Origin of the sequence: Micromonospora sp. CA-269861 (genome assembly GCF_050948505.1) — a bacterium.
In the GTDB taxonomy this organism is placed as follows: Bacteria; Actinomycetota; Actinomycetes; order Mycobacteriales; family Micromonosporaceae; genus Micromonospora.
Genome location: NZ_CP192014.1, coordinates 4,794,052 through 4,815,814, shown reverse-complemented (window position 1 = coordinate 4,815,814; position 21,763 = coordinate 4,794,052). Strand labels below are relative to the sequence as shown.

Annotated in this window: 17 protein-coding genes and 1 pseudogene; 12 read left to right on the top strand and 6 right to left on the bottom strand. The window is 68.9% G+C overall.

The window, feature by feature from the left end:
* Nucleotides 1-55: 55 nt before the first annotated feature.
* The 5 genes and pseudogenes from ACQP0U_RS21960 to ACQP0U_RS21940 all read left to right on the top strand — a co-directional run.
* Nucleotides 56-241 (top strand): annotated as a pseudogene (locus ACQP0U_RS21960) (DUF1877 family protein); the annotation flags it as partial.
* A 37-nt stretch (nt 242-278) separates the two neighbouring features.
* Nucleotides 279-596 carry a hypothetical protein gene (locus ACQP0U_RS21955; RefSeq protein ID WP_433321355.1) on the top strand — a complete coding sequence of 106 codons (318 nt, stop codon included), beginning with the start codon at nt 279-281 and terminating at the stop codon, nt 594-596.
* An 80-nt stretch (nt 597-676) separates the two neighbouring features.
* The gene (locus ACQP0U_RS21950) at nt 677-1,333 is read left to right on the top strand and encodes a hypothetical protein (RefSeq protein ID WP_433310122.1); all 657 of its coding nucleotides are present in this window, start codon (nt 677-679) and stop codon (nt 1,331-1,333) included.
* Between the two features lie 22 nt (nt 1,334-1,355).
* Nucleotides 1,356-1,757 (top strand): hypothetical protein, encoded by a 402-nt coding sequence (locus tag ACQP0U_RS21945; RefSeq protein WP_433310120.1) that lies wholly within the window; start codon nt 1,356-1,358, stop codon nt 1,755-1,757.
* Between the two features lie 132 nt (nt 1,758-1,889).
* On the top strand, nt 1,890-4,451 hold the full coding sequence (locus tag ACQP0U_RS21940) for a tetratricopeptide repeat protein (protein ID WP_433310117.1): 2,562 nt from the start codon (nt 1,890-1,892) through the stop codon (nt 4,449-4,451).
* Nucleotides 4,452-4,925: 474 nt separating this feature from the next.
* On the opposite strand, the gene ACQP0U_RS21935 is transcribed toward ACQP0U_RS21940, so the two are convergent.
* Both ACQP0U_RS21935 and ACQP0U_RS21930 read right to left on the bottom strand, forming a co-directional pair.
* Nucleotides 4,926-7,703: a TIM barrel protein gene (locus ACQP0U_RS21935; RefSeq protein ID WP_433310114.1), complete on the bottom strand. Its 2,778-nt coding sequence runs from the start codon at nt 7,701-7,703 to the stop codon at nt 4,926-4,928.
* Nucleotides 7,684-8,592 (bottom strand): shikimate dehydrogenase, encoded by a 909-nt coding sequence (locus ACQP0U_RS21930; protein ID WP_433310111.1) that lies wholly within the window; start codon nt 8,590-8,592, stop codon nt 7,684-7,686. The genes ACQP0U_RS21935 and ACQP0U_RS21930 overlap by 20 nt, the downstream gene beginning before the upstream one ends.
* Nucleotides 8,593-8,721: 129 nt before the next feature.
* Here ACQP0U_RS21930 and ACQP0U_RS21925 point away from each other — a divergent pair, with 129 nt between their 5' ends.
* Nucleotides 8,722-9,372, top strand: coding sequence for a TetR/AcrR family transcriptional regulator (locus tag ACQP0U_RS21925; RefSeq protein ID WP_433310109.1), 651 nt, complete (start codon nt 8,722-8,724; stop codon nt 9,370-9,372).
* Between the two features lie 51 nt (nt 9,373-9,423).
* Here ACQP0U_RS21925 and ACQP0U_RS21920 read toward each other — a convergent pair whose 3' ends face one another.
* The 4 genes from ACQP0U_RS21920 to ACQP0U_RS21905 all read right to left on the bottom strand — a co-directional run bounded on the left by ACQP0U_RS21920 (nt 9,424) and on the right by ACQP0U_RS21905 (nt 13,498).
* Nucleotides 9,424-10,404: a ThuA domain-containing protein gene (locus ACQP0U_RS21920; protein ID WP_433310107.1), complete on the bottom strand. Its 981-nt coding sequence runs from the start codon at nt 10,402-10,404 to the stop codon at nt 9,424-9,426.
* 246 nt (nt 10,405-10,650) lie between these two features.
* Nucleotides 10,651-11,454, bottom strand: coding sequence for a citryl-CoA lyase (locus ACQP0U_RS21915; protein ID WP_433310104.1), 804 nt, complete (start codon nt 11,452-11,454; stop codon nt 10,651-10,653).
* Complete coding sequence (locus ACQP0U_RS21910; RefSeq protein ID WP_433310102.1) at nt 11,451-12,647, bottom strand: CaiB/BaiF CoA transferase family protein; 1,197 nt, start codon at nt 12,645-12,647, stop codon at nt 11,451-11,453. Before ACQP0U_RS21910 ends, ACQP0U_RS21915 begins: the two co-directional genes overlap by 4 nt.
* A gap of 56 nt (nt 12,648-12,703) precedes the next feature.
* The gene (locus tag ACQP0U_RS21905; protein WP_433310099.1) at nt 12,704-13,498 is read right to left on the bottom strand and encodes an IclR family transcriptional regulator; all 795 of its coding nucleotides are present in this window, start codon (nt 13,496-13,498) and stop codon (nt 12,704-12,706) included.
* Nucleotides 13,499-13,652: 154 nt separating this feature from the next.
* Between ACQP0U_RS21905 and ACQP0U_RS21900 the strand changes: the two genes are divergently transcribed.
* The 6 genes from ACQP0U_RS21900 (at nt 13,653) to ACQP0U_RS21875 (ending at nt 21,680) form a co-directional block, all read left to right on the top strand.
* Nucleotides 13,653-15,143: an aldehyde dehydrogenase family protein gene (locus ACQP0U_RS21900; RefSeq protein ID WP_433310096.1), complete on the top strand. Its 1,491-nt coding sequence runs from the start codon at nt 13,653-13,655 to the stop codon at nt 15,141-15,143.
* On the top strand, nt 15,140-16,915 hold the full coding sequence (locus ACQP0U_RS21895) for a thiamine pyrophosphate-binding protein (protein WP_433310094.1): 1,776 nt from the start codon (nt 15,140-15,142) through the stop codon (nt 16,913-16,915). Before ACQP0U_RS21900 ends, ACQP0U_RS21895 begins: the two co-directional genes overlap by 4 nt.
* Nucleotides 16,916-17,026: 111 nt before the next feature.
* A complete protein-coding gene (locus ACQP0U_RS21890) occupies nt 17,027-18,181 on the top strand; it encodes an ABC transporter substrate-binding protein (RefSeq protein ID WP_433310091.1) in 1,155 nt (384 codons plus the stop codon).
* Nucleotides 18,182-18,247: 66 nt separating this feature from the next.
* Nucleotides 18,248-19,117, top strand: a complete 870-nt coding sequence (locus ACQP0U_RS21885; RefSeq protein WP_433310088.1) for a branched-chain amino acid ABC transporter permease — start codon at nt 18,248-18,250, stop codon at nt 19,115-19,117.
* Nucleotides 19,114-20,928, top strand: a complete 1,815-nt coding sequence (locus tag ACQP0U_RS21880) for a branched-chain amino acid ABC transporter ATP-binding protein/permease (RefSeq protein ID WP_433310085.1) — start codon at nt 19,114-19,116, stop codon at nt 20,926-20,928. Before ACQP0U_RS21885 ends, ACQP0U_RS21880 begins: the two co-directional genes overlap by 4 nt.
* Nucleotides 20,925-21,680 (top strand): ABC transporter ATP-binding protein, encoded by a 756-nt coding sequence (locus ACQP0U_RS21875; RefSeq protein WP_433310082.1) that lies wholly within the window; start codon nt 20,925-20,927, stop codon nt 21,678-21,680. The genes ACQP0U_RS21880 and ACQP0U_RS21875 overlap by 4 nt, the downstream gene beginning before the upstream one ends.
* Nucleotides 21,681-21,763: the final 83 nt, after the last annotated feature.

Sequence of the window (21,763 nt, the reverse complement as noted above, 5' to 3'; positions counted from 1 at the left end):
ATCACCGGGCATAGTCGTCCCGCAGCGTTCAGTGCACGCCCGTACGATCGCCGGCATGTTAGGGGTGCACTTCGCCATTACGTCCGAGCAGGAGCGCTTGCTACTAGCGGCGGACGACGACAAGTTGGGCGAGTTCCTTGAGGAGCTAGAGGAGTCTCGGGAAGAGGACGCTTTGACGGTTGACACCGACAAAGCCTGGGACGCGATCCACCGCTGCCTGACCGATGGCACGCTCGACCCAGGCGGCGGCGTGTATCCGTGGTCCCACGCGGTGCTCGGTGGCCGGCACCTACACGTTGACCGACACCGACCTGCTGGATTTGTTGATCGCGCACGACGCCACCGCGATCGTGGCGCCCGCAGCCGCCGAATGGCGTGCCTTGGCCGCCACCTACGACACCGTCGGCCGCCTCGACGCCGCCTCAGCGGTGCTGGCCCCACAATCTCGACATCTTGATCTTTGCCGGCCAGCCGGCGCTTTAGGCCGGGCTTGCCGGCGGCGGACCGTTCATCGAGCTGCCGCCGGCGTAACACGCGCGCCCACATCGTCGCAGGTCCGCCCGAGCGTCGTGCCACGCGTGAACCTGAAACGCTAAACTCGGCACCGGCCCGCACGTCGGCCGGAACCACCGAGCGGGCCACGCCGGCGCGCATCATCGGGGATAGGGTGCCGTGCATGGAGTGGGACTACGAGGCGTATCGGTTAATCGATCCCGGTGAGGCCGAGCGGCGGTTCTCGTTGTCTGCACATGTTGGATATCCCTACGCCGACCCTGCCGACCAGCAGGAGATCCGGCTGTTCGAGGGCGATTGGACGGTCGACGGTGACCTGATGTCGGCGTTCGACTTCACCCGGCCGCCGTACCACGTCATCATCGACGGTGACCTGACCCAAGTCAGCGAGCTGACCTGGGTGACCGACGACCGCTCCTCGTTCTTCCTGGTCTGTGGCAATGTGGAAGCCCGGGCGGTGACGCTCGGCGGAGTCACCGCAGGGCCGGAACTTGTCATCAGCGGGAGTCTGGTGGCAGACGAGGGCGTACTCGGCGACTGCGACGACCCCGGCGGCCGGCTCGTTGTCCATGGTCGTACGCACACCCCGATCGCGTTGGTACTCGACGCCTTCGTCATGGATTTTCGTCGGTCGCTGGACGGCGTCGCCGTCGGCGAACCCAGCGCCTTCGTCGGGTCACATCCTGTCGCCAGCTATGCGGACGCACTGCGCCCCGGGCTTATCGTCGACGGCGAGTTCGACAGGGAAGCAATCTGGGAAGACCTCAGCGCTGGCGGCGGTTCCCTCCTGTGGTCGCAGTACAACCCTCGGTCGGACTGACCGCTCCTGCGGTGGCAGGCAGGTGGATCCGGGCCAGGGTGTCGGTGAGGCCGGCCTGCCGCTCGGTCTACCTCCACCAGGTGCCCGGCGGCCCGAGAGTCGACCTCGCCGAGCAGAGGGCGAATCCGGTCGAGCTCGTCGACACAGTTCGTCGGACCGGCATAGTCCCGAAGGGCATGTTGAGCGCCACCTGCGCCTGCCCCGCTACCCCTCGGAGGTTTCGATCACTGCGGCCGGAAACATCACCGATGTGACCAGGCGTCGGCTCACCGAAGGGCTAGCGCGCCTGCAGGTGCATTGGAGCGGCGTGCTGGAGGAGGTGGACCTCCTCGGTCGGCTCTACGACGTTGACGCCCTGCCCAGCCGAGATCCCCGTTTTCACACTGCCGGCCAGGACATCGAACCCGGAGCTGTCTCGGGTTGAGCTGTTGGAGGCTCCGCCTCCTGCGCGCAGCGCGTACGAGGGTGGCGGGCTTACAGTCGTTTGAGGCCGTGGTGGGGAAAGGGTCCTCGCGCTGTGCCGAACCGCAGACAGCCCGCCCGCTACCATCCACGCGTGATACGGAACCGTCGATGGGTACGGTGGATCTTTATCGTCAGCGGTGCGGTATTTCTGCTGATGGGCGGGTACTGGCTCTTCACCACAACCCGGGCGCAGGCCAATGGGCAGGCGGGCTGGACCGGTGGGTTTATCGCGGTAGCTGGGTTGGCGTTCGGGATGGCCCAAGTTGTTCTCGGCGCCTTGGCGCTGCGCCGACAGCAGCCGGCCCGCGGCGTAGCGCCGACCGTGGCGGCACCTCCGGCCACACCAGGAATGATCTCGCTGACCGCGCCGGAGCCCGCCGCACACACGCGGGGCCGTGACGAACTGGTCGGCGAACTCGTCAGGCTCGTCCGCCGGCGGTACCGGCCAGCGGCGCGGGTACGGGTGCTGCACGGCTTGGGCGGTGCAGGCAAGAGCACTGTAGCTCAGCTGGTGGCCAGGCGATTCGCCGATCGCCAGGGAAAAGTCTGGTGGGTCTCGGCGGCGAACGCCACCGCCCTGCAGACCGGAATGCGGCAGCTCGTCGCCGATCTCGGCGCCTCCGATCACGACATACAGCGGGCCTGGTCCGGGCTGACCGGCGCCCCGGATCTGCTATGGACGCTGCTGTCCGCCGTTCCCGGACGCTGGCTACTAGTCATCGACAACGCCGACGACACCCGGTTACTGGGACTGGACGGCGAGCCGGTCACGGCCGCACGGGGGTGGGTCCGACCGGTACCGAACCGTCGGGGCCTCCTACTGGTCACGACTCGTGACGGTGACCCCGAATTGTGGAACACCTCCTGGTGCCGGTTGCACCAGATCACGATGCTGTCCGCCTCCGACGGTGCGGCAGTACTGATCGAACATGCCGGAAAACACGCGGGCGGCGTACGGGAGGCCGTCGCACTGTCGCAGCGTCTCGGCGGCCTGCCGCTGGCTCTCGGCCTGGCCGGCCGGGCCTTGGCCGACGCACAGCTATTGCGGCTACCCGGCATCCCGACCACCTTCGCGGCCTATCAGGCCGCGATCGATCCGCTCGGCGAGTCCAGCATCGGCGAGGCCGTTAGCCGAACGTTGGAGATGTCACTCGACCTGCTCGACAATCGCGGCCTGTCTGAAGCCCGGTCGCTGCTGTGGCTCCTCGCAACCTTCGCCGACGCGCCGATCTCGACCGGGCTGCTGGGATCACCGTTGAATCCACGCGATACGCAAGAGATACTGCGCGCCCTGGCCACACTTGGTCTGATCACCGTCGAACATGGCGAGTCGGACGCGGCGAGCCTGCGCCTACATCCCCTCATCCGCGCCGCCACTGATCCGGTGGCCCAGTTGAGCCTCGCGGTCACACTGCTGGCCGGATTCGCCGACGGCGACCCGGACGACTCCGGGCAGTGGCCAAAGTGGCAGGCCGTTGCCCCGCATGCCTTCCACCTGCTGACCCAGGCAGCCCGCACCACCGACACTGACCTGATCATCCGTGCCGCTTGCATCGCCGAAAACGCCGCCCGTCACCTCAACGCCACCGGGCTCTACGCCGTAGCCCTCGACCATCTGAACGCCCTGCGGTCGATCCGAGAACGGGAGCAGGGCGCGCACCATCCCGACACCCTTACCACCCGGTACCGCCAGGCATACACAACCGGATTCGCCGGCGATCCGGCTGCCGCCCGCGATCGGTTCGCCGCGCTACTGTCCGTCCAGGAACGGGCGTTGGGCGCCGGCCATCCGGACACCCTTGACACCCGTAACCAGTTGGCCCGCTGGACCGGGGAAACTGGCGACATCGTGGCGGCCCGTGACCAGTACGCGGCACTGCTGCCCGTCCATGAGCGCATCCTCGGCCCAGAACATCCGGCCACCCTGGCGTCGCGGCAGGGGCTCGCCCAATGGACTGGCCGGGCCGGCGACTCAGCTGCTGCCCGCGATCAGTTCGCCGCGCTGCTACCGGTCCGGGAACGGGTACTGGGCGACGAACACCCGGACACGTTGGCTACCCGGCATCGGCTGGCCCAGTGGACCGGCTGGTCAGGCGATGCCAGGGCGGCCCGTGACCTGCTCATCGGTGTGGCCGACAGCTGCCGCCGGGTGCTCGGTGCGGAGCACCCAGATTGCCTGTACGCCCAACATGACCTGGCGCGCTGGATCGGATACGCAGGCGATGCCGCCACTGCTCGCGACCGGTTCGCCGCGCTGCTGCCCATCCGTGAGCACGTCCTCGGCCCGGAACATCCCGAAACCCTGGCCACCCGCCATGGCTTTGCGTTCTGGATCGGCGCCGCGGGCGACGCCGCCGCCGCACGAGATCTGTTCGCCGCACTCGTCCCCGTTCGCACACGCGTCCAAGGCCCGGAACACCCGGACACTCTGGGCAGCCAGCACGAACTTGCCTTCTGGACGGGGAAAGCGGGCGACGCCGAAGACTCCCGAGCCCAATTCGCCGCGCTGCTACCGGTTCGCGAACGGGTGCTGGGCACCGACCATCCCGACACCACCGACACCCGTCGTAAACTGATCGAGCCTCTGGACGTAACCACCGGGTCCACCCGGCGATGGTTCCGATCGTGGCACCGCGGCGCAGGCAGTAGGTAGTGGTCAGGCCGGTCCAGGTGTCCACCCCGACATGGCCCCAGGCTGCTGGTATCGCGTCGTGCACGCGTACCACCCTGGCCGTGGCCTCGGCGGTTCGTCGCTGGTCGGCGTTCACCGCCAGCAACACGATGAACATCACCCGACCACGGGCAACCAGGTCGCGGTGCTTCGGGGTGAACGGATCGAACGTACCGGGATAGACGGGCGGGTCAAGCGTCCTGATTCCCGCGGAGTGCTCCACGGTTCTGCCCAGCAGGCGACATAGGGCGCTGTTCGATGCCCCTCTGGCCGGTCGGCGGCGACGATGAAGCCATCGGACCGCCATCTGCTTCTGCCGCTGTCAGGCAAGTTCCTTTTTGCGCCGCCGCTGCTACCTGTGCAGAGCATCGCTGATCAACTCAGATGCGGTAGACGCATCAGTCGCCAGCAGGCGTTCGGGTCGGGGCGAGGGCTCTGCCTGGAAGGCTGCCGCCTTCACGCCGCCCGCGTGGGCAGGTGGGCGTCTGAGGCGTGGTCAAGGTGGTGGCGTGCCGCCGCGATCGACATCCGAGCGTGTTCCTTGGCGCCCACCTGTGCCACCAGGGTCGCCCGAGGGATCTCCAGAGCGTAGGGAATTCCGGGCGGTAGGGCGGCGAGGATGCCGCGCACGTCGATGCCGCCCTCACCCGGAAAGAGACGCTCGAAGCGTGCCGTGTGGATGAGCCCCTCGACAGTGGCAGGCACGGTAGCTGCGGCGTCGCAGACATGCGCGAAGTGGAGCCAGTCGGCTGGCAGTTCACGAAGGTCGGCCAGACTGGATCCGGATCGGGCGAAGTGCAGGAGGTCGATCAGTATGCCGGCGTTGGGCGCCCCGGCGGCCCGCAGTACCCGGGTCGCTTCGCTCAGGTCGGGCGTCTCGGTCCATGACGGAAATTCGAGGTCAATGGTGAGGCCCAGTGGTCGAGCCAGCTCACACAGTTGGGCAAACCGGTCGATCTTGCGGGCCCGGTCGGGGTCGGGCAGTTGGGTGATGACGTGTCGGGCGCCGAGCTCGGCACCGGCTTCGAGGAAGCGTTCGAAGTCACGGGGGTCCTCGTGCGGGCCGATCCGTGCCAGTTCAATGTCCAGAACGTCGATTCCGGTCGCGGCGAGGCGTATTTTCGTCGTCCTCATGAGTGCCGGATCGGTCGCAAGGGGATAGTGGGGCTCCTGCGGCGTGACCCGGGTGAGGCGCAGACCGACGTAGCGGTATCCGGCCTCTGAGGCGGCTTCCACGAGCTCCGGTGGAGACAGGCTCAACGCGGTCAGGTGCGCCAGCGAGTAGTCGTGCGTCGCGACGTTCGGTGGCTGGGGCGTCTCCCGTAGGGCGATCAGGCGGCGTTGTCGATGAGCGGCCATACGTACGGGGGCAGCGTCGGTGGCGCCGTAACCGGCATACCCGCCGATCCGCTGCACCACCTCGAAGAAGACGCGGGAGCCGAGCATCTCGGTGTGGAAGTGCAGGTACTCGCCGTGTGCGTCGTGGTCGTAGAGGATGGAGTGCTCGCGCATGGCCGCGAGTAGCTCCGGACTCAGGGCGAGTCGGCCGTCGAGGTCGTCGTAGTAGTTCTGCGGAATCGTCAGTACGGGAGCGCCGAGTTCGCGCATCGCCTTCGCGCTGGCGATCACGTCGTCGCTGCTGAAGGCGAGATGTTGCGGGCTCGGAACGGCGGGTGCCCAACTGCCGCGTCGCAGCGGCGCTGTGTTAAGTGTGATCCGGAAGCGTTGGTCCGGGCTCGCGGCCCCCCGGCTGCGAATCAGCCCGAACGGCGCAGCGACCTCCGTCGTGGCGTCGAAGCGCAGCCCGAGCACCGAGCGGTAGAAGAGAGCTACGTGGTCGAAGTCGTCGACCGACGCGGTGAGCGACACGTGATCGGTGGCGGTGACCAGGCCGTCGTCACGGGCAGTGGTGCCGGTGGAGACGAAGTCGTCGAGCCAGCTGCCGTCCGCGCCGGTGCGGCAGAAGAAGACGGCGGTGCCGTCGGGTGCGGCCACGGAGCTGAGGTCGGCCTCCTCGGGCTGGCGGAGGCGAGGCAGTACGGGTGCGAGCATCTGCTCCGCGCGTTCGGCCGACGCGGTGGGGTCGCTGCTCTCCACGGCCACCGCGCAGATCGTGGCCGTGCCGGCGGTGACGGTGCGCTGTGGTGCGAAGTTCAGCAGAACCCGGGCGATGCCCTGTTGCCACAGCTGCACCGGCTTGGACCGGTGTTGTCCGCAGTGGGCGAAGCCGAGTGCGGTCAGGGCCCGCGCAATGAGAGGGCCGGAGATCGGGTCGACGGCCAGCTCGGTGAAGACGTGCGCACCCAGGCTTGGGGTGGGTCGCAGGCCGAGTGCCCGCAGTCGTTGCCGGACGGGCGTGGGACCCTTGGCCGTCACGGACTCTTGGAGGGCGAGCATCGCGCGCATGCCGTCGATGGCGGCCTGGCGTGGGTCCGCCTGCCGGTAGACATCGTTGAATACCTCAAGGGACATCGGTCCCGCGTAGCCGGTCGCCAGGGCGTAGCCGACGAAGGCGGTCAGGTCGAACGAGCCGAGCCCGGGCAGCAGCCGGTGGTGTCGGCTCCACTCGACCACCTCCCCCCTCGGTCGGGGCGCGTCGGCGAGTTGCAGGTGGAACACCTTGTCACCGGGGATAGCCCGGATGGCGGACGGGTCGTCATCACGGGAGAGGACGTGGAAGCTGTCGAGGCAGAGGCCGAGGGCCGGATGGTTGGCGTGCCGGACGATTCGCCAGGCGTGCGCGTAGGTGTTCACGAACCTGCCCCAGGCCTGGGCCTCGTACGCGATTCGCAAACCGCGCCGATTGGCCCGGTCAGCCAGCTCGCGCAACTGCTCGGCGGCCAGGTCGTCGTCGTCGACCGCGTCTGCCGATTCGGACGAGCAGACCAGCAGGGTGTCGACGCCGAGCTGCTCGAGCAACTCGAACTTGCGCTCCGCGCGACGCAGGTTGGCGCGGAACAGGTCGGGTGGCACCGCCTCGAAGTCGGAAAACGGTTGGTAGGCGGCGATGCGCAGGCCGCGTCGGGCGCACTCCTGCCGGATCCGCATCGGCGACCATGCCGAGGCGATGAGGTCACTCTCGAAGATCTCGACCCCGTGGAAGCTCGCCGCTGCGGCGGCGGCCAGCTTGTCCTCAAGAGTCCCGGAGAGGCAGATGGTCGCAATGGTCAGCTGGGGGGCCGTGCCTGCCCCGTCGGTCAGGCCGGTCGAGGAGTCACCGTTGGTGACGAACATGTGTGCTCCGCCTTCCAGCTGTGGGGTGGACGAGTTCATAGAACTGACGCAGCATCCGCTCGGCGTCGGGCTCGACGGCGGTGAACAGTCGGAAGGATTCGGCAGCCTGGAAGGCCGTCATCCGGCCCCCGTCGAGCACCTGGCAACCGCGGGCGCGTGCGGCCACGATCAGCTCAGTGTCGAGCGGTCGGTAGACGATGTCGGCGACCCAGAGCCCGGGTCCCAGCAGCTCGACGGGGAGCGGAAGGCCGGGGTGGCCCTCCATCCCGGTCGGGGTGGCGTGGGTGAGGCCGTCGGCGTCGCGGATTGCGTCCGCCAGGTTGCTGATCGGTCCTGTCTCGGCCCGACGCTCGCCGAACCGTCTGGTCAGGCGCCGCGCCAGCGCATCGCTACGCCGCGCGTCGGTGTCGAACACGCTCACGGTCCCCGTGCCCAGCGACAGCAGGCCGTGGGCGACGGCCGCGCCCGCGCCGCCGGCGCCGAGCACGACCACCCGGTCGAGTGCCGCGTCTGGCATGCCCGTGGTGAGGGCTCGAACGAAGCCGGGCAGGTCCGTGTTGTGGCCGACCGTAGCGCCGTCCGCGAAGAGCACCGTGTTGACCGCACCGACGGCAGCGGCGTCGGGGGAGACGACGTCGAGGTGCTCGATGATGAGCTGCTTGACCGGATGGGTGACGTTGACGCCGTCGAAGCCCGCGAGCCGGACCGCCGCCAGCACCCCACCGACGGCCGTTGCTGGCACCCCCATGACGTCGAGGTCCAGGATGCGGTAGCTGTATCTCAACCCGAGCGCATCGGCCTGCCGTTCGTGCAGGGCGGGGCTCAGCGACGTGCCGATCCCGGCGCCGATGAGGCCGACCAGGAAGCTGCGGCCGTTGTGGGGTGTCACCAGATTCTCTCCCGAGTCGACAATGTACGAACCGGTTAGTTACTTATACGCGGGGGTCGGTGGTGTGCGGAAGGGGCGGGGGCGATCTCGGTGGCTACAGTGATTTCACCCCGAAGGGAGGAGCCGTTGATGCCACGGACACCGGCGGTCGTCGCGGCGCCTGCCGCCCGGGACGCGGACCGGACACGGTCGGAGATCCTCGCGGTCGCCACGTCCGAGTTCGCCGACAAGGGGTTCGCAGGCGCACGTGTGGACGAGATTGCCGCGAGGACTCGCACGACGAAACGGATGATCTACTACTACTTCGGTGGCAAGGAGCGGCTCTACATCACGGTTCTCGAGCGGGCGTACGTGGGCATCCGGGCGTTGGAACAACAGCTTGACGTGGAGCATCTCGATCCGAGCGACGCGATCCGGAAACTGGCGGCGTTGACGTTCGACCACCACGAGGCCAACCCGGACTTCATCCGGCTGGTCAGCATCGAGAACGTTCATCGGGGCCGGCACATCGCCCGCTCGAAGATCCTGGCCGGGCTGGCCAACCCCGCGCTTGACGTGCTGGCCCGCATCCTGGAGCAGGGCCGCGTCGACGGCCGGTTCCGCGCCGACGTCGACCCCGTCGACGTCCACATGCTGATCAGTTCGTTCTGCGTGTTCCGGATCGCCAACCGGCATACCTTCGATGCGATCTTCAAGCGGGACATGCTCGACCCCGTCCGCCGCGAGCACTACCGGACGATGCTCGGTGACGTCGTGCTGGCGTACCTGACCGTGCAGTGACGGACCGCCGTGTGGTGCCGGGACGCGCCATCGCGTCCCGGCGCCGGCCGACTATCGGCAGAACGGTGCGCGCCCCATGGCGGACTCGATGCCGCCGAGGACGTGGTCGAGAAAGTACCGGTCGCCCGTCATGGGGGCTTCCGTCCAGGCCTCTACGGCGTGGCCGAGCGTGGTGACCCAGGACCGGCCCCCGTCGTAGTACTGGCACCAGGAGACGGGGTGGTCGGCGCCGTGGCCCGGGTGCCCGCTGCCGCCCTGTGGTCCCTCGGGCAGCGTCGACTCGTCGACCTTGGCGAGCACGCGGACCTGACTGGGGAAGGGGACCAGGTTGTACCACTCGTCGGCGAAGTCCCAGCGCGCCGGCAGGCCGGCAGTGGAGACGTCACGCCGGTTGGTCGTCACCACGGTGCCGGGCTGGTTGCGGCCATGATCGTAGTAGTTGGCGCCGCCGAGCAGCCCCTCGTACCACTCCCAGTTGTACTCGGTACCGAAGGCGTTGTGGACTCCCACGAAGCCGCCGCCGCCGCGGACGTACTGCCGCAGCGCGGTCTGGGCGGCGTCGTCGAGCGTGTCGCGGGTGGTGCTCATGAAGATGACCGCGTTGTACCGGAAGAGGCGCGACGGCGAGGAGAGCTGGGTGACGTCCTCGGTCCAGTCGACGGCGAAGTCGTGCTCGGCGCCGAGCTTGACGAGGGCGCTCTGAGCGGCGTGCTGCGGAGTCAGTGGTGGGTTGAGCCCGGGTGCCAGGGCAGGGCCGAGGTGGGCGTGGCGGGGGCCGGCGGTACGGCTGTAGACGAGGACGCGGTATCCGTCGGTCGTGGGGTCGAAGTTTCCCCAGTCGTGGTAGCAGTCGGGATCGGTGCCACGGCAGACGCCGTAGTCGGGCCGCCCGAGGTTCTCCGCGCCCCCGTCCTTCTGCGGGGGCCTCGCCCGCTCGGCGACGCTGGGCACAGAGGTGCCGAGGAGCATGACAGCGGCGGTGAGGGCAGCGCCGAGAGCCGCGCTGAGGACGGTGTTACGCCGTAAGGGCATGAGTGCTCCTTGTGCAGGGACGGCGTGTGGTGGTGGTGGGCGTCGCATTCGACGCCTGGCACGAGGTCCGTCAGGTGGTCCATTCGTACCGTGTAGAGGTACGCCGAATATATCGGCGGTGCTGTGCCCCGGCAAGACGAAAACCGTTGCAGGGCAAGGGTTTTCGCAGCAGCGCGAGGTGCTGACGGGCAGCCGTGTGCACCCCGTGCGCGGGCACGGGGTAACCGGCGTCGGGGTCGGCGTTCGTCAGGCGTTTCCCAGGTATGTCGGCGTGATGGTCGGCGGCATCGGGCCCTTGTTGCGCCGACCCTGTCCGGTTTCCTCCCAGGCGTGCGCGAGGATCCCGACGCTGCGGCTCAGCACGAACAGCCCACGGGCAAGCGGGGGAGCGAAGCCCAACTCGCCGTAGACGACGGCCGTGCAACCATCCACGTTGATCGGAACGGGCTGCGAGCGTCCGCGCGCAAGGATCGCCTCGACCGCGATCGCCGCGCTGAGGTACGCCCCCTCGGCAACGCCGTCGGCGACCGCTTCCTCGACCCGGCGCAGCAGAGGCTCGCGGCGGGGATCCACGTGGTGGAACCGGTGCCCGAATCCGGGCAGGTACCTCGACTGGGCGCGCCACTCGTCGACGACTGATTGCGCGGCATGCTCCAGCGAAGCGCCTACCGCGTGGCGGGCGGCCACCTCGCCGAGCATGGTCAGACACTGTTCCCCGGCGCCGCCATGCACGTCGCCGAGAAGGTTCACCCCGCTGGCGACGGCGTTGTTCAGGCCGATGCCGCAGGTGGCGGCCATCCGGGCGACCGCGATCGACGGCGCGTGCGGGCCATGGTCGACGGAGGCCACAAGGGCGGCCTCCAACAGTCGCTCCTGACCGCGCGTCGGTGGCTGTCCTCGCAGCAGCAGCCAGATCACCCCGACGAAGCTCGTGTCGCCGATGACCTCCTGGATCGGGCGGCCGCGCAGCTCGATGACGTCGGGCTCGACGCGGGAGACGGCGGTGGCCCACCAGTCCGCGACATCCCGTACTGTCGGCGACCCGCTCACGACGCCGCCACCCCGTCGGTGGCGCCAAGGCTGGCGTTCTCGGCCAGGCCGAGTTCCCCGTTGTGCTCGCCGAGTAGCGGCGGAGCCGATTTCGGCCGCAGCGGCGCCCCGTTGACGAGCACGCCGTTCCCGCTCACCCGTAGGGTCCGGTGTGACTGCCCGGGGAAGGGCAGATCGGTGAAGAAGCCACGCGAGTGGAGCTGTTCGAGCTGGACCGCCTGCGGGACGGTCAGGATCCGCGCGGCAGGTACGCCCGCGCCGGAGAGCACTTCTTCCCACTCCACAGCTGGGCGCTGCCGGAGCGCATGGTTGATCTCACGGTTGAGCGCCGTCCGATTGGTCTTGCGCGCCTCCCGGTCGGCGAACCGCTCGTCGGTGACGAGGTCCTCGCGCTGAACGAGCCGGCACAAAGCCTCGAACTGCTCCTGCCGGTTCGCCGCGATGTTGAGTGGACCGTCCGCGGCGTCGAACGTCCCCGACGGCGCAGCGGTGGCGTTCTGGTCACCCATCGGCTCCGGTGCTACGCCGCTGACGAGGTAGTTGGACGCCGCCCAGCCCATGGCCGACAACGACGCCTCCAGCATGGACACATCGAGGAAGACACCCTCGCCGGTCCGGGATCGACCGGTCAGCGCTGCGCAGATCGCCATGGCGGCCACGAGACCGCCGACCGAGTCGGAGACGGGAAAACCGACCCGCAACGGTGCCGTCTCCGGTGTGCCGGTGATGCTCATCATCCCCGAGAGGCCCTGGATGATCTGGTCGTACGCCGGCGCCTGACTCATCGGGCCGGTCTGCCCGAAGCCCGAGATGGCGCAGTAGACCAGGCGCGGGTTGATCCGGTGCAACACGTCCCAGCCGTAGCCGATCCGGGTGAGCACTCCGGCCCGGAAGTTCTCGAGGAGCACGTCTGCACCCAGGACCATCTTCTCGAGGGCCGCCCTGTCGGCCGGGTCCTTCAGGTCGAGCTCGATCGACTTCTTACCCGCGTTCTGGGCCAGGAACGAGGCGCCCATCGCGGTGTGGTTCAGCGCGGGCTCCGGCCCGAGTCGGCGGGCCAGGTCGCCGTGCCCCGGTTTCTCGATCTTGACGACCTCGGCGCCGAGCAGCATCAGGTGGTAGCTGCAGTAGGGCCCGGCCAGGACATTCGTCAGGTCCAGGACTCGGATGCCGTGAAGCGGTCGTTCGTCCATGTTGTATGCCCCTCGGTCGGTGTCGGCGGCCGAAGCCGGGTGTCGCCAGCCGGCGACTAGCCTGCGAGTGGGTGATCGAAGCCTTTCTCCGCCAGGCGGGCCGCCGCGTCACGCAGGGCCTCGACGAAGGTCTCGATCCGCTCGGGTGTGAAGCGCAGGGTCGGTCCACTGAGGCACAGGGCCGCCACCACGGGAACGGATCGCCCGCCGATCGGCACCGCCACCGCCGACAGGCCCGGTTCCCGTTCGCCGGCGCTGGTCGCGTAGCCCTTCAACGCGGCGTCGTCGATCCATTCGCGCAGGGTCGCCACGTGTGACGCGCCGTCGGGTGCGGTCGCCGCGATGCGACCCAGCAGGGCCTCGGGCGCGTCGCGGAGCAGGATCTTGGACGACGCGCCAGCCCACATCGGCAGTTCGTCGCCGACGCGTACCACGTGCCGCAGTGCCTGGGGACTCTCCTCCTGGGCGACGCAGACCCGGTAGATATCACGCGTCATGTACAGGTTGACGGTCTCGCGGTGCGTGGCCGCGAGTTCGCGCATGAGCTGGCGTGTGTCGGCCGGCACCTCCCAACTGCGGTGGGCCAGATGCGCCCAACGCCACAGCCCAGGCCCCGCCGTGTAACCGTGACTGGTTGCCCAGAGCAGACCGTTCTGCTCCAACGTCTGGACCAGCCGGATCGCTGTCGTCTTCGCCAGCCCGGTCTGCTCCACGATCTCCCGGATCGTGACCGAGGGGCGATGCTCGGTCAGCAGGGACATGATCTCCATCGCGCGCTGGACGCTGCGGACGCCGCCGGCATCCGCAGCGTCGGGAGCGGAGCGTCGCAGGGGCGGGCCTTGGTTGGCCACGGATGCCATGGTCTCGGGTCCTCCGTCTGGGTTCACACCCCTGTAACAGATTTGGCATCACCTATTGCCAGGGGCCCTCGCCGCCCGTACGTTACACCTAGTCCACACAGCGGTCCAGCGGTACCACCAGGCGGTCCACCTTTCAGGAGGGGCGATGCTCGACGACCGGATCAAGACTGTGGCACCTCCCGATGTGACCGAGGTCGGCTGCCTGATCGCCGGCGAGTGGATCACGGACGGGGCGCGTGCCGCCCGGGTCGGTCCGTGGGTCAGGAGCACCGTCAGCGCCGCCCGGCAGGCGACCGACGAGGACGCCCACACCGCGCTCGCCTACGCACGCAGCGGCGCAAAGGTTGTCGCCCGGATGTCTCCGTCAGCTCGCGCCCAGGTGCTGGAGCGGGCGGCGGTCGCCGCCTCCGCGCAGCGCGACCGTCTCGCTCGGCTGCTCGCGCTGGAACTGGGCAAGCCGATCAGGGACGGGCGTAACGAGATCGACCGGGTGGCCGACACCTTCGCGGTGTCCGCCGCCGAGGCGCGGCGGATCGGTGGTGAGGTGCTGCCGGTCGCCGGTTGGGCCCGGGGCGTGGGCACGACCGCCCTGACCCATCGCGCACCCGTCGGAGTCGCGTTGGCGATCACGCCGTTCAACGCGCCTGCCAATCTGCTGGCCCACAAGCTGGCCCCCGCCTTCGCAGCAGGCAACACCACGATCGTGAAGCCACCACCTCAAGCACCGGCGGCGTCCGCCGCCGTGGTGGCGCTCCTGCTGGAGTCCGGCATGCCGCAGGAGGCCGTCCAGGTGCTGCACGGCGACGGCCGCCTCGGCAGCGTGCTCTGCGCCGCGCCGGACGTCGGGGTCGTCAGCTTCACCGGGAGCGCCACCACGGGCGCGGCGGTCGCCCGAGCGGCCGGCGCCAAGCGGCTGGTCCTGGAACTCGGCGGCAACGCCGCCACGATCGTGTGCGAGGACGCCGATGTCGCCGCCGCCGCCCGCATCTGCGCTGCCACCGGCTACAGCAACTCGGGTCAGAGCTGCATCTCGGTGCAACGTGTCTACGTCCACCGGGCACGCTTCGACGAGTTCCTGGAGACCTTCACCGACGAGGTGCGAAGACTCGTCGTCGGCGATCCGCTCGATCCGGCCACCGACGTCGGCTCGATGGTCGATGACGACGCCGCCGAGCGCGTGGTCGCCTGGGCCGCCGAAGCGGCCGACGCCGGTGCGACCATCACCACCGGTGGACGGCGCGACGGCGCGACCGTGGCCCCGACGATAGTCGCGTCCCCACCGGCCGACGCGCGGCTGATCCGCGACGAGGTGTTCGGGGCGGCCGTCAGCGTGCTGCCCTACGACGACTTCGCCGACGTGGTGGCCGTGTGCAACGACAGCCGGTACGGCCTTCAGGCCGGCCTGTTCACCAACGATGTCCGCCGGATCGTGACTGCCTGGCGCGAACTCGAGGTCGGTGGCCTCGTCGTCAACGGCTCATCCAACTTCCGGCTCGACCATGTGCCGTTCGGCGGGGTCAAGGACTCCGGGTTCGGGCGTGAGTCGCCGCGCTGGATGGTCGATGACTACACGGTGGTCAAGACACTACTGCTGCGCGGCATGTCCCTGTTCGGCGACCAGGAGGGCACGCGATGAGCCTCGATCAACGTGTGGACACCACGACCGACGACCGCCGGGTGTCCGCAGCGGAAGCCATGGTGGCGCAGCTCGAAGCCTACGGTGTGGAATACGTCTTCGGGACCTGCGGGCACACCAACATCGCCCTGCTGGACGCCATCCGGCGCAGCAGTATCCGATTTGTCATCAGCCGGCACGAGCAGGCCGCAGCGCACGCCGCCGACGGGTACGCCCGGGCCACCGGCAAACCCGGCGTACTGCTCCTGCACGTCGGCCCCGGGATGACCAACGCGGTCACCGGCGTGCTCACCGCCGCCATGGACTCCGTTCCGTTGGTGGCCATCACCGGCGACATCCCGTCCTACTACCACGGTCGGCACCCGCACCAGGAGGTCAACCTGCACGCCGACGCCGACCAGACCGCGATCTACCGGCCGTTCGTCAAACGGGCCTGGCAGGTGCACCGTGCGGCCGATCTGCCGCGATTCACCGAACGCGCCTTCTGGACCGCGACCTCCGGGCGCCCCGGCGCCGTGCTCCTGAGTGTGCCCATGGACCACTTCTCCCGCCCGGTCGAGCCGGAGACAGCCACCGCACACCCACTCGCGGCCCAGGAGCGCCCCGGGTTGCCGGCGGATGTCGCCGGGCGTATCGCCGACCTGTTGGTCTCCGCCGAACGACCACTGGTCTACCTCGGTGGCGGCCTCCGTCGCGGGCCCGGACTCGCCGCCCTGCGCTCACTCGTCGAGCACCTCGACATCCCGGTCGCGCACTCGCTGATGGCCAAGGGCACACTGCCCGACAGTCATCCGCTGCTGCTTGGCATGCCCGGCTTCTGGGGCCTGGAGATCACCAACCGCCACACCCGGGAAGCCGACGTCGTGTTGGCGCTGGCGACGCGCTTCGCCGAAACCGACGCCAGCTCCTGGGACCGCAGGCACACCTGGCAGTTTCCACCCGGCAAGCTCATCCAGATCGACATCGACCCGGCCGAGATCGGCCGGAACTTCCCGGTGATCGTCGGTGCCGTCGCCGACGTCACCCACGCGGTCACGGCCATCGAGGCGGCTGTCCGCGACCGGCAGCCCGTCGCGCGGCAACGGACCGGGCTGCGGGAGACCATCACCGCGACACGCCGGGCCCTCTTCAGTGAGAGCCGGGAACGTGGCACCAGCGCGCAGTTCCCGCTGCGGCCCGAACGGATCCTGGCCGACCTGCGCGCGATCCTCCCATCCGACGCGGTCCTCGTCACCGACGTGGGGTGGAACAAGAACGGCGTGGCCCAGTGCTACGAGCTGCCCGACGAGGGACGGTTCATTACACCGGGCGGCGCCTCGACGATGGGGTTCGGCCCCGCGGCCGCGGTGGGCGTGCAGATCGCCCAGCCCGAGCGCACCGTGGTCGCCCTGATCGGCGACGGCGGGATGAGCGCACAACTGCCCGCGGTGCCGATGGCCGTCGAGCAGGGCGCCCCGGTGATTTTCGTCGTCATGAACAACCGCTCGCACGGCACGATCTCGGATCTGCAGGCGACGAACTTCGGGCAGAGCTACGGCTGCGACTTCCTCGGGCCGGACGGCCTGCCCTACAGCCCGGACTTCGCGGCCTACGGCCGGGCGTGCGGCGCGGACGGCCACACCGTGGCCAGCGCCGAGGAGTTCGCCGGCGCGCTGCGCGCCGCTCTGGCCAATCGCCGGCCGGCGGTGCTCGACGTACCCATGATCAACGAACCCGTGCCGACACCCGGCCACTGGAACATCAAGGACATCTACCAGGGCGTCTTCGACTGACGGCGCAACCCACCACGTCCTCGCCGGCCGCCGGCTCCGTCGGCCCGGCCCCGTTTCCGCACCGCACCGCACCCGAGTTGCCCGCCCCGAGACAACGACCCGAGGTGACCCATGAACCGCAGCACACGGCGGCACGTCGCCGCACCCCTTCTCGCCCTCTCGCTCGCCTTCGCTGCCGGCTGCTCCGCCCCCGGAGAGGAGCGATCCGGCGACAACGGCGACACCGGTCCCATCAAGATCGCAATCGCCAACGCGCAGAGCGGCCAGCTCAGCTCCCTCGGCGCTTGGGAACTCAAGGGCGCCAAACTGGCCATCGACGAATGGAACAAGAACGGCGGCGTCAACGGACGCCAGATCGAGGTCGGCGTCTTCGACAGCCAGGGCGACCCGACCGTCGGCACCAACCTCGCTCGCAAGATCGCCAGCGAACGGTACGTCGCGATGCTCGGCACCGCCGAAAGCGCCGTCACGATCGCCATGGCCCCAATCCTGCGCCAGGCGGAGATCCCCAACATCACCTCGGGCCAGTCGCCGGGTCTGGTCGGAGTGAAGAGTCCGTTCCTGTTCCTCAACGGACCGACGAGCGTGACCTACGACGAGTCCCTCGCGAAGCACATCGTGGACAGCAAGGGAATCAAGAGCTTCGCGCTCATCACCAACAACGGCTCGTACGGCAAGGGTGAGCACGACTCGTTCACCAAGGCGCTCGACAGCCGGGGCGTCAAGCCGGTGGCCGACCAGGTCGTCACGACCGACCAGAAGGACTTCAGCGCCGCGCTCACCAACATCCGGCAACGGAACCCACAGGTGATCTTCCTCGGTGCCGAAGAGGTGCAGTCCGGCCTGATCGTGAAGCAGGCCCGGGACCTCGGTATCCGAGCGACGTTCGCGGGCGCCGCGCCCCAGGGCACCCCGGTCTTCATCGACACCGCCGGCGCCACCAATGCCGAGGGCACGATCGTCAGCACGCCGTACCTGAGCAACGAGGTCAACGACGCCTCGCGTACCTTCGCCGCGGCCTATCTCGCCGCCCACGGGGAGGCGGCCGAGATGCACGGTGCGAAGGCCTACGACGGAGCGCAGATCCTGTTGACCGCGCTCAAGAACAGCAACAACGCCACCGGAAAGGACCTGTCGGACGCGATCCGCGCCGTCAAGCACAAGGGCCTGCTCGGTGACTTCGCCTTCGACGAGACCGGCGTCGGCATCTTCGCCACCTCGATCGGCACCATCACCAGCGGCAAGTTGGTCCCGGCCCAAGGCTGAGCCAGGCGGGGCGGTTTCCCGCGAGCCGCCCCGCGCCATCCCGTCGGACCGGGTCAGGGGAGAAGCATGCAAGTCTTTCTACAGACATTCATCGGCGGGATGAGCCTCGGCGCGATCTACGCGCTCGTCGCGATGGGCTTCTCGCTCGTCTACCGCACCATGGGACTGGTCAACTTCGCTCACGGCAGCGTCGTCATGATCGGCGCCTACCTGGCATCCACCTTCTACCTGTCGCTGACCCTGCCTTTCGCCCTCGCGATGGTGGTCGCCATCGGCGTGACCGGCCTCATCGGGGTCGTCATCGAACGCGTCCTGCGGCCCTTGGAGAACAAGGACTTCGACCTCATGCTGATCGGCACGATCGGCTTCGGCATCGTGCTGGAGGCCCTCGCCATCATCATCTGGGGCGCGACCGGTCGGGCCGTCCCGTCACCCGTGCCCGCCGCGCCGCTGGAGATCTTCGGCATCCGCGTCCGCACGTACGACCTCGTGGTGCTCGCCATCGCGGGTATCGCCACCATGCTGCTCGCGTACTTCCTCCAGCGCACGAAACGCGGCGTCGCCATGCAGGCCGTAGCGATGGACCACCAGGCCGCGACGGCGGTCGGCATTCACGTCGGACGCAGCAACTCGATGGCGTTCATGATCGGCGCCGGTCTCGCCGCACTGGCCGGCGGACTCGTCGGCCCACTGCTGTACGTCAACCCGGCCATGGGCGGCCTGCTCGGGATCAAGGGATTCGCCGGCGCGATTCTGGGCGGCTTCGGCAGCATCCCCGGTGCGATCCTCGGCGGGATCAGCATCGGCGTGATCGACTCGTTCGCGGCCGGGCATTTCCAGGGCTACTCCGAACTGGTCACCTTCCTGATCTTCACCGTCATCATCATGATCCGGCCGACCGGCATCTTCGGCGAGAGGACGGTGAACCGGGCATGAGATACCGCCTCGTCACCATCGCCGTGCTGGGGATCGCCGCCTGGCTGCTTCCGTACCAGCTCAACTCCTACGCCATGCACGTGGTCAACGTGATGCTGCTGTACGCGATCCTCGCGGTCGGCCTCGGGCTGGCCATGGGTGTCGCCGGTCAGATCAACCTGGCCCAGGTCGCGTTCTTCGGCGTCGGCGCATATGCCACCGCCGTACTGACCGTCAAGGCCGGCATGGGGTTCTGGACAGCCGCCGTGCTCGCGGTGATCGCCACCGCGGCCGTCGGACTGGTCGTCGGCACACCCGCGCTGAGGGTGCAGTCGCACTATCTCGGCATCGTCACCCTCGGGTTGGCGTTGGCCTTCACCAACTGGGTCACCAACTCTCACCTGGCCGGAGGTGCCGAGGGAATCCCGGGCATCCCGGGCCCGACCCTGCCGGGGGTCGACCTGTCCGACGGATACCTCTACTACTACCTCGAACTTGTGCTGTTCGCGGTGACCCTGGCCTTCGGGCTGTTCGTCGTGCACACATCGCTCGGCAGGCGCATGCGTGCCATGCGCGACGACTCCCTGGCGGCCGGTGCCGTCGGGGTCGAGGTGCCGACGCTGCGGATGACCGCGTTCCTGCTCGCCAGCGTCTACGGCGGCGTCGCCGGTGTGCTCTATTCCGGACTGATCGGCTACGTGGCACCGGAGACGTTCAGCATCGCCAACATGTTCCTGCTGCTCGCGATGGTCATCATCGGCGGCAGGCAGAGCCTGGTCGGCTGTGTCGTTGGTGCGATCGGGCTCGCCCTCATCCGCGAGCTGCTGATCGACTACCCGACATACGCCCAGGTGGCCTATGGCACCGTGGTCGTCCTGACCGTCGTCTTCGCCCCCACCGGGCTGGCTGGTCTACCGCGCCGCCTCGGCTCGGTGGCGGCACGCCTGGGCTGGCGCGGTCGAGGCGGCGAGACGGCCGGCGCATTGGGTGCATTCCATCCGTACGACGTGTCACCACCCGTCGCCGGCGACGCTACGGTCATGCTGGAGGTGCGCAACCTCAGCATGCACTTTCGAGGAGTCAAGGCACTCACCGACGTCAGCGTCACCGTGCCGGCACGTCAGGTCCGGGGGATCGTCGGCCCCAACGGCTCGGGCAAGACCACGTTGTTCAACGTGATCAGCGGCTTCTACCGACCGACCGCCGGCCGGGTGCTCCTCGACGGCCGCGACGTCACCGCTGCCCGCCCGTACGCCCTAGCCCACGCCGGGATCGCGCGGACGTTCCAGAACCTGCGGCTCTTCTCGGCGCTGACGGTCCGGGACAACGTGCTGGTCGCCCTCGACCCGACCCGGGCCCGCAGCACCTGGCGCTACCTTCTGCTGCCGCTCGGCGTCTGGCGGCGCGACCACGCGATGCGGCGCGAGGCCGACTCGCTGCTCGACCGGTTCGGACTGGCGGCCTTCGCCGACAACCAGCCCGCGGCCCTCCCCTACGGCATTCAACGCCGCGTCGAGGTCGCCCGCGCGATGGCGGCCCGGCCCCGACTGCTCCTGCTCGACGAACCGGCGGCAGGGCTCAACGGCGACGAGGTACGGCAGCTGTGCGACATCGTCCGCTCGATCCGCGACTCCGGGGTGACTGTGGTCGTGATCGAACACAACATGGGGATGGTCATGTCGTTGTGCGACCACGTCACCGTCTTCGCCCACGGCGCGATCATCGCCGACGGGCCGCCCGCGCAGGTCGCGGCCGCGCCCGAAGTCATCGAGGCGTACCTCGGCGAGTCGATGGCCATACCCGCCCCGACCGTGTCGGAGGCCCAGCGATGACCGCCAACCGCGACCAGGCCGACGCTGCCGCCGTCGGTGGCGGACGCGCCCTCTCCGTCGACGGCCTCTCTGTTCGCTACGGAGGGGTGACAGCGGCCCAGGACGTCTCGTTCACCATTGAACCCGGGCAGTCCCTCGGCATCATCGGCGCCAACGGCGCCGGTAAGACGTCGACCCTCAAGGCCCTGATGGGCCTCGTGCCCCGGACCGTCCGCTCGATCCAGTTCGGGGACCGGGACCTCACCCGGGTACCCGGACGCAACATGGTCCGCCACGGCATCGGGTACGTGCCCGAAGGCCGGCACGTGTTTCCCGGACTGCCGGTGGAGAAGAACCTCCTCCTGGGCGCGTACACCCGGCGCTGGAACGGCCCGACCCTGGAGACACTCGACGAGGTCTACGAGCTGTTCCCGATCCTGCGCGAGATGCGCGGTCGGCTGGCCGGGGCGCTGTCGGGCGGGCAACAGCAGATGCTGGCGATCGGGCGGGCCCTCATGTCAACGCCGCAGCTGATGCTCCTCGACGAACCGTCGATGGGTCTGTCGCCCAAGTTGGTCAGCGAAATTGTCGTGGTGCTCAAGAGGCTCAAGGAACGTGGCCTGAGCATCCTGCTCGTCGAGCAGAACGCGCAGCTGACGTTCGAGGTGACCACCGAGTGCCTCGTGATGGAGAACGGCGCCGTCGCCATGACGGGCACCTCCGCGGCACTCCGTCAGGACCCGCAGGTCCGCAAGATCTATCTCGGGCTCTGAGGATGCCCACCACCCGCGACCGCACCGAGCCGCAGCTGCATCCCGAGCTCCCCGACCGGCCGCCGAGACGGCCGAGGAAGAGG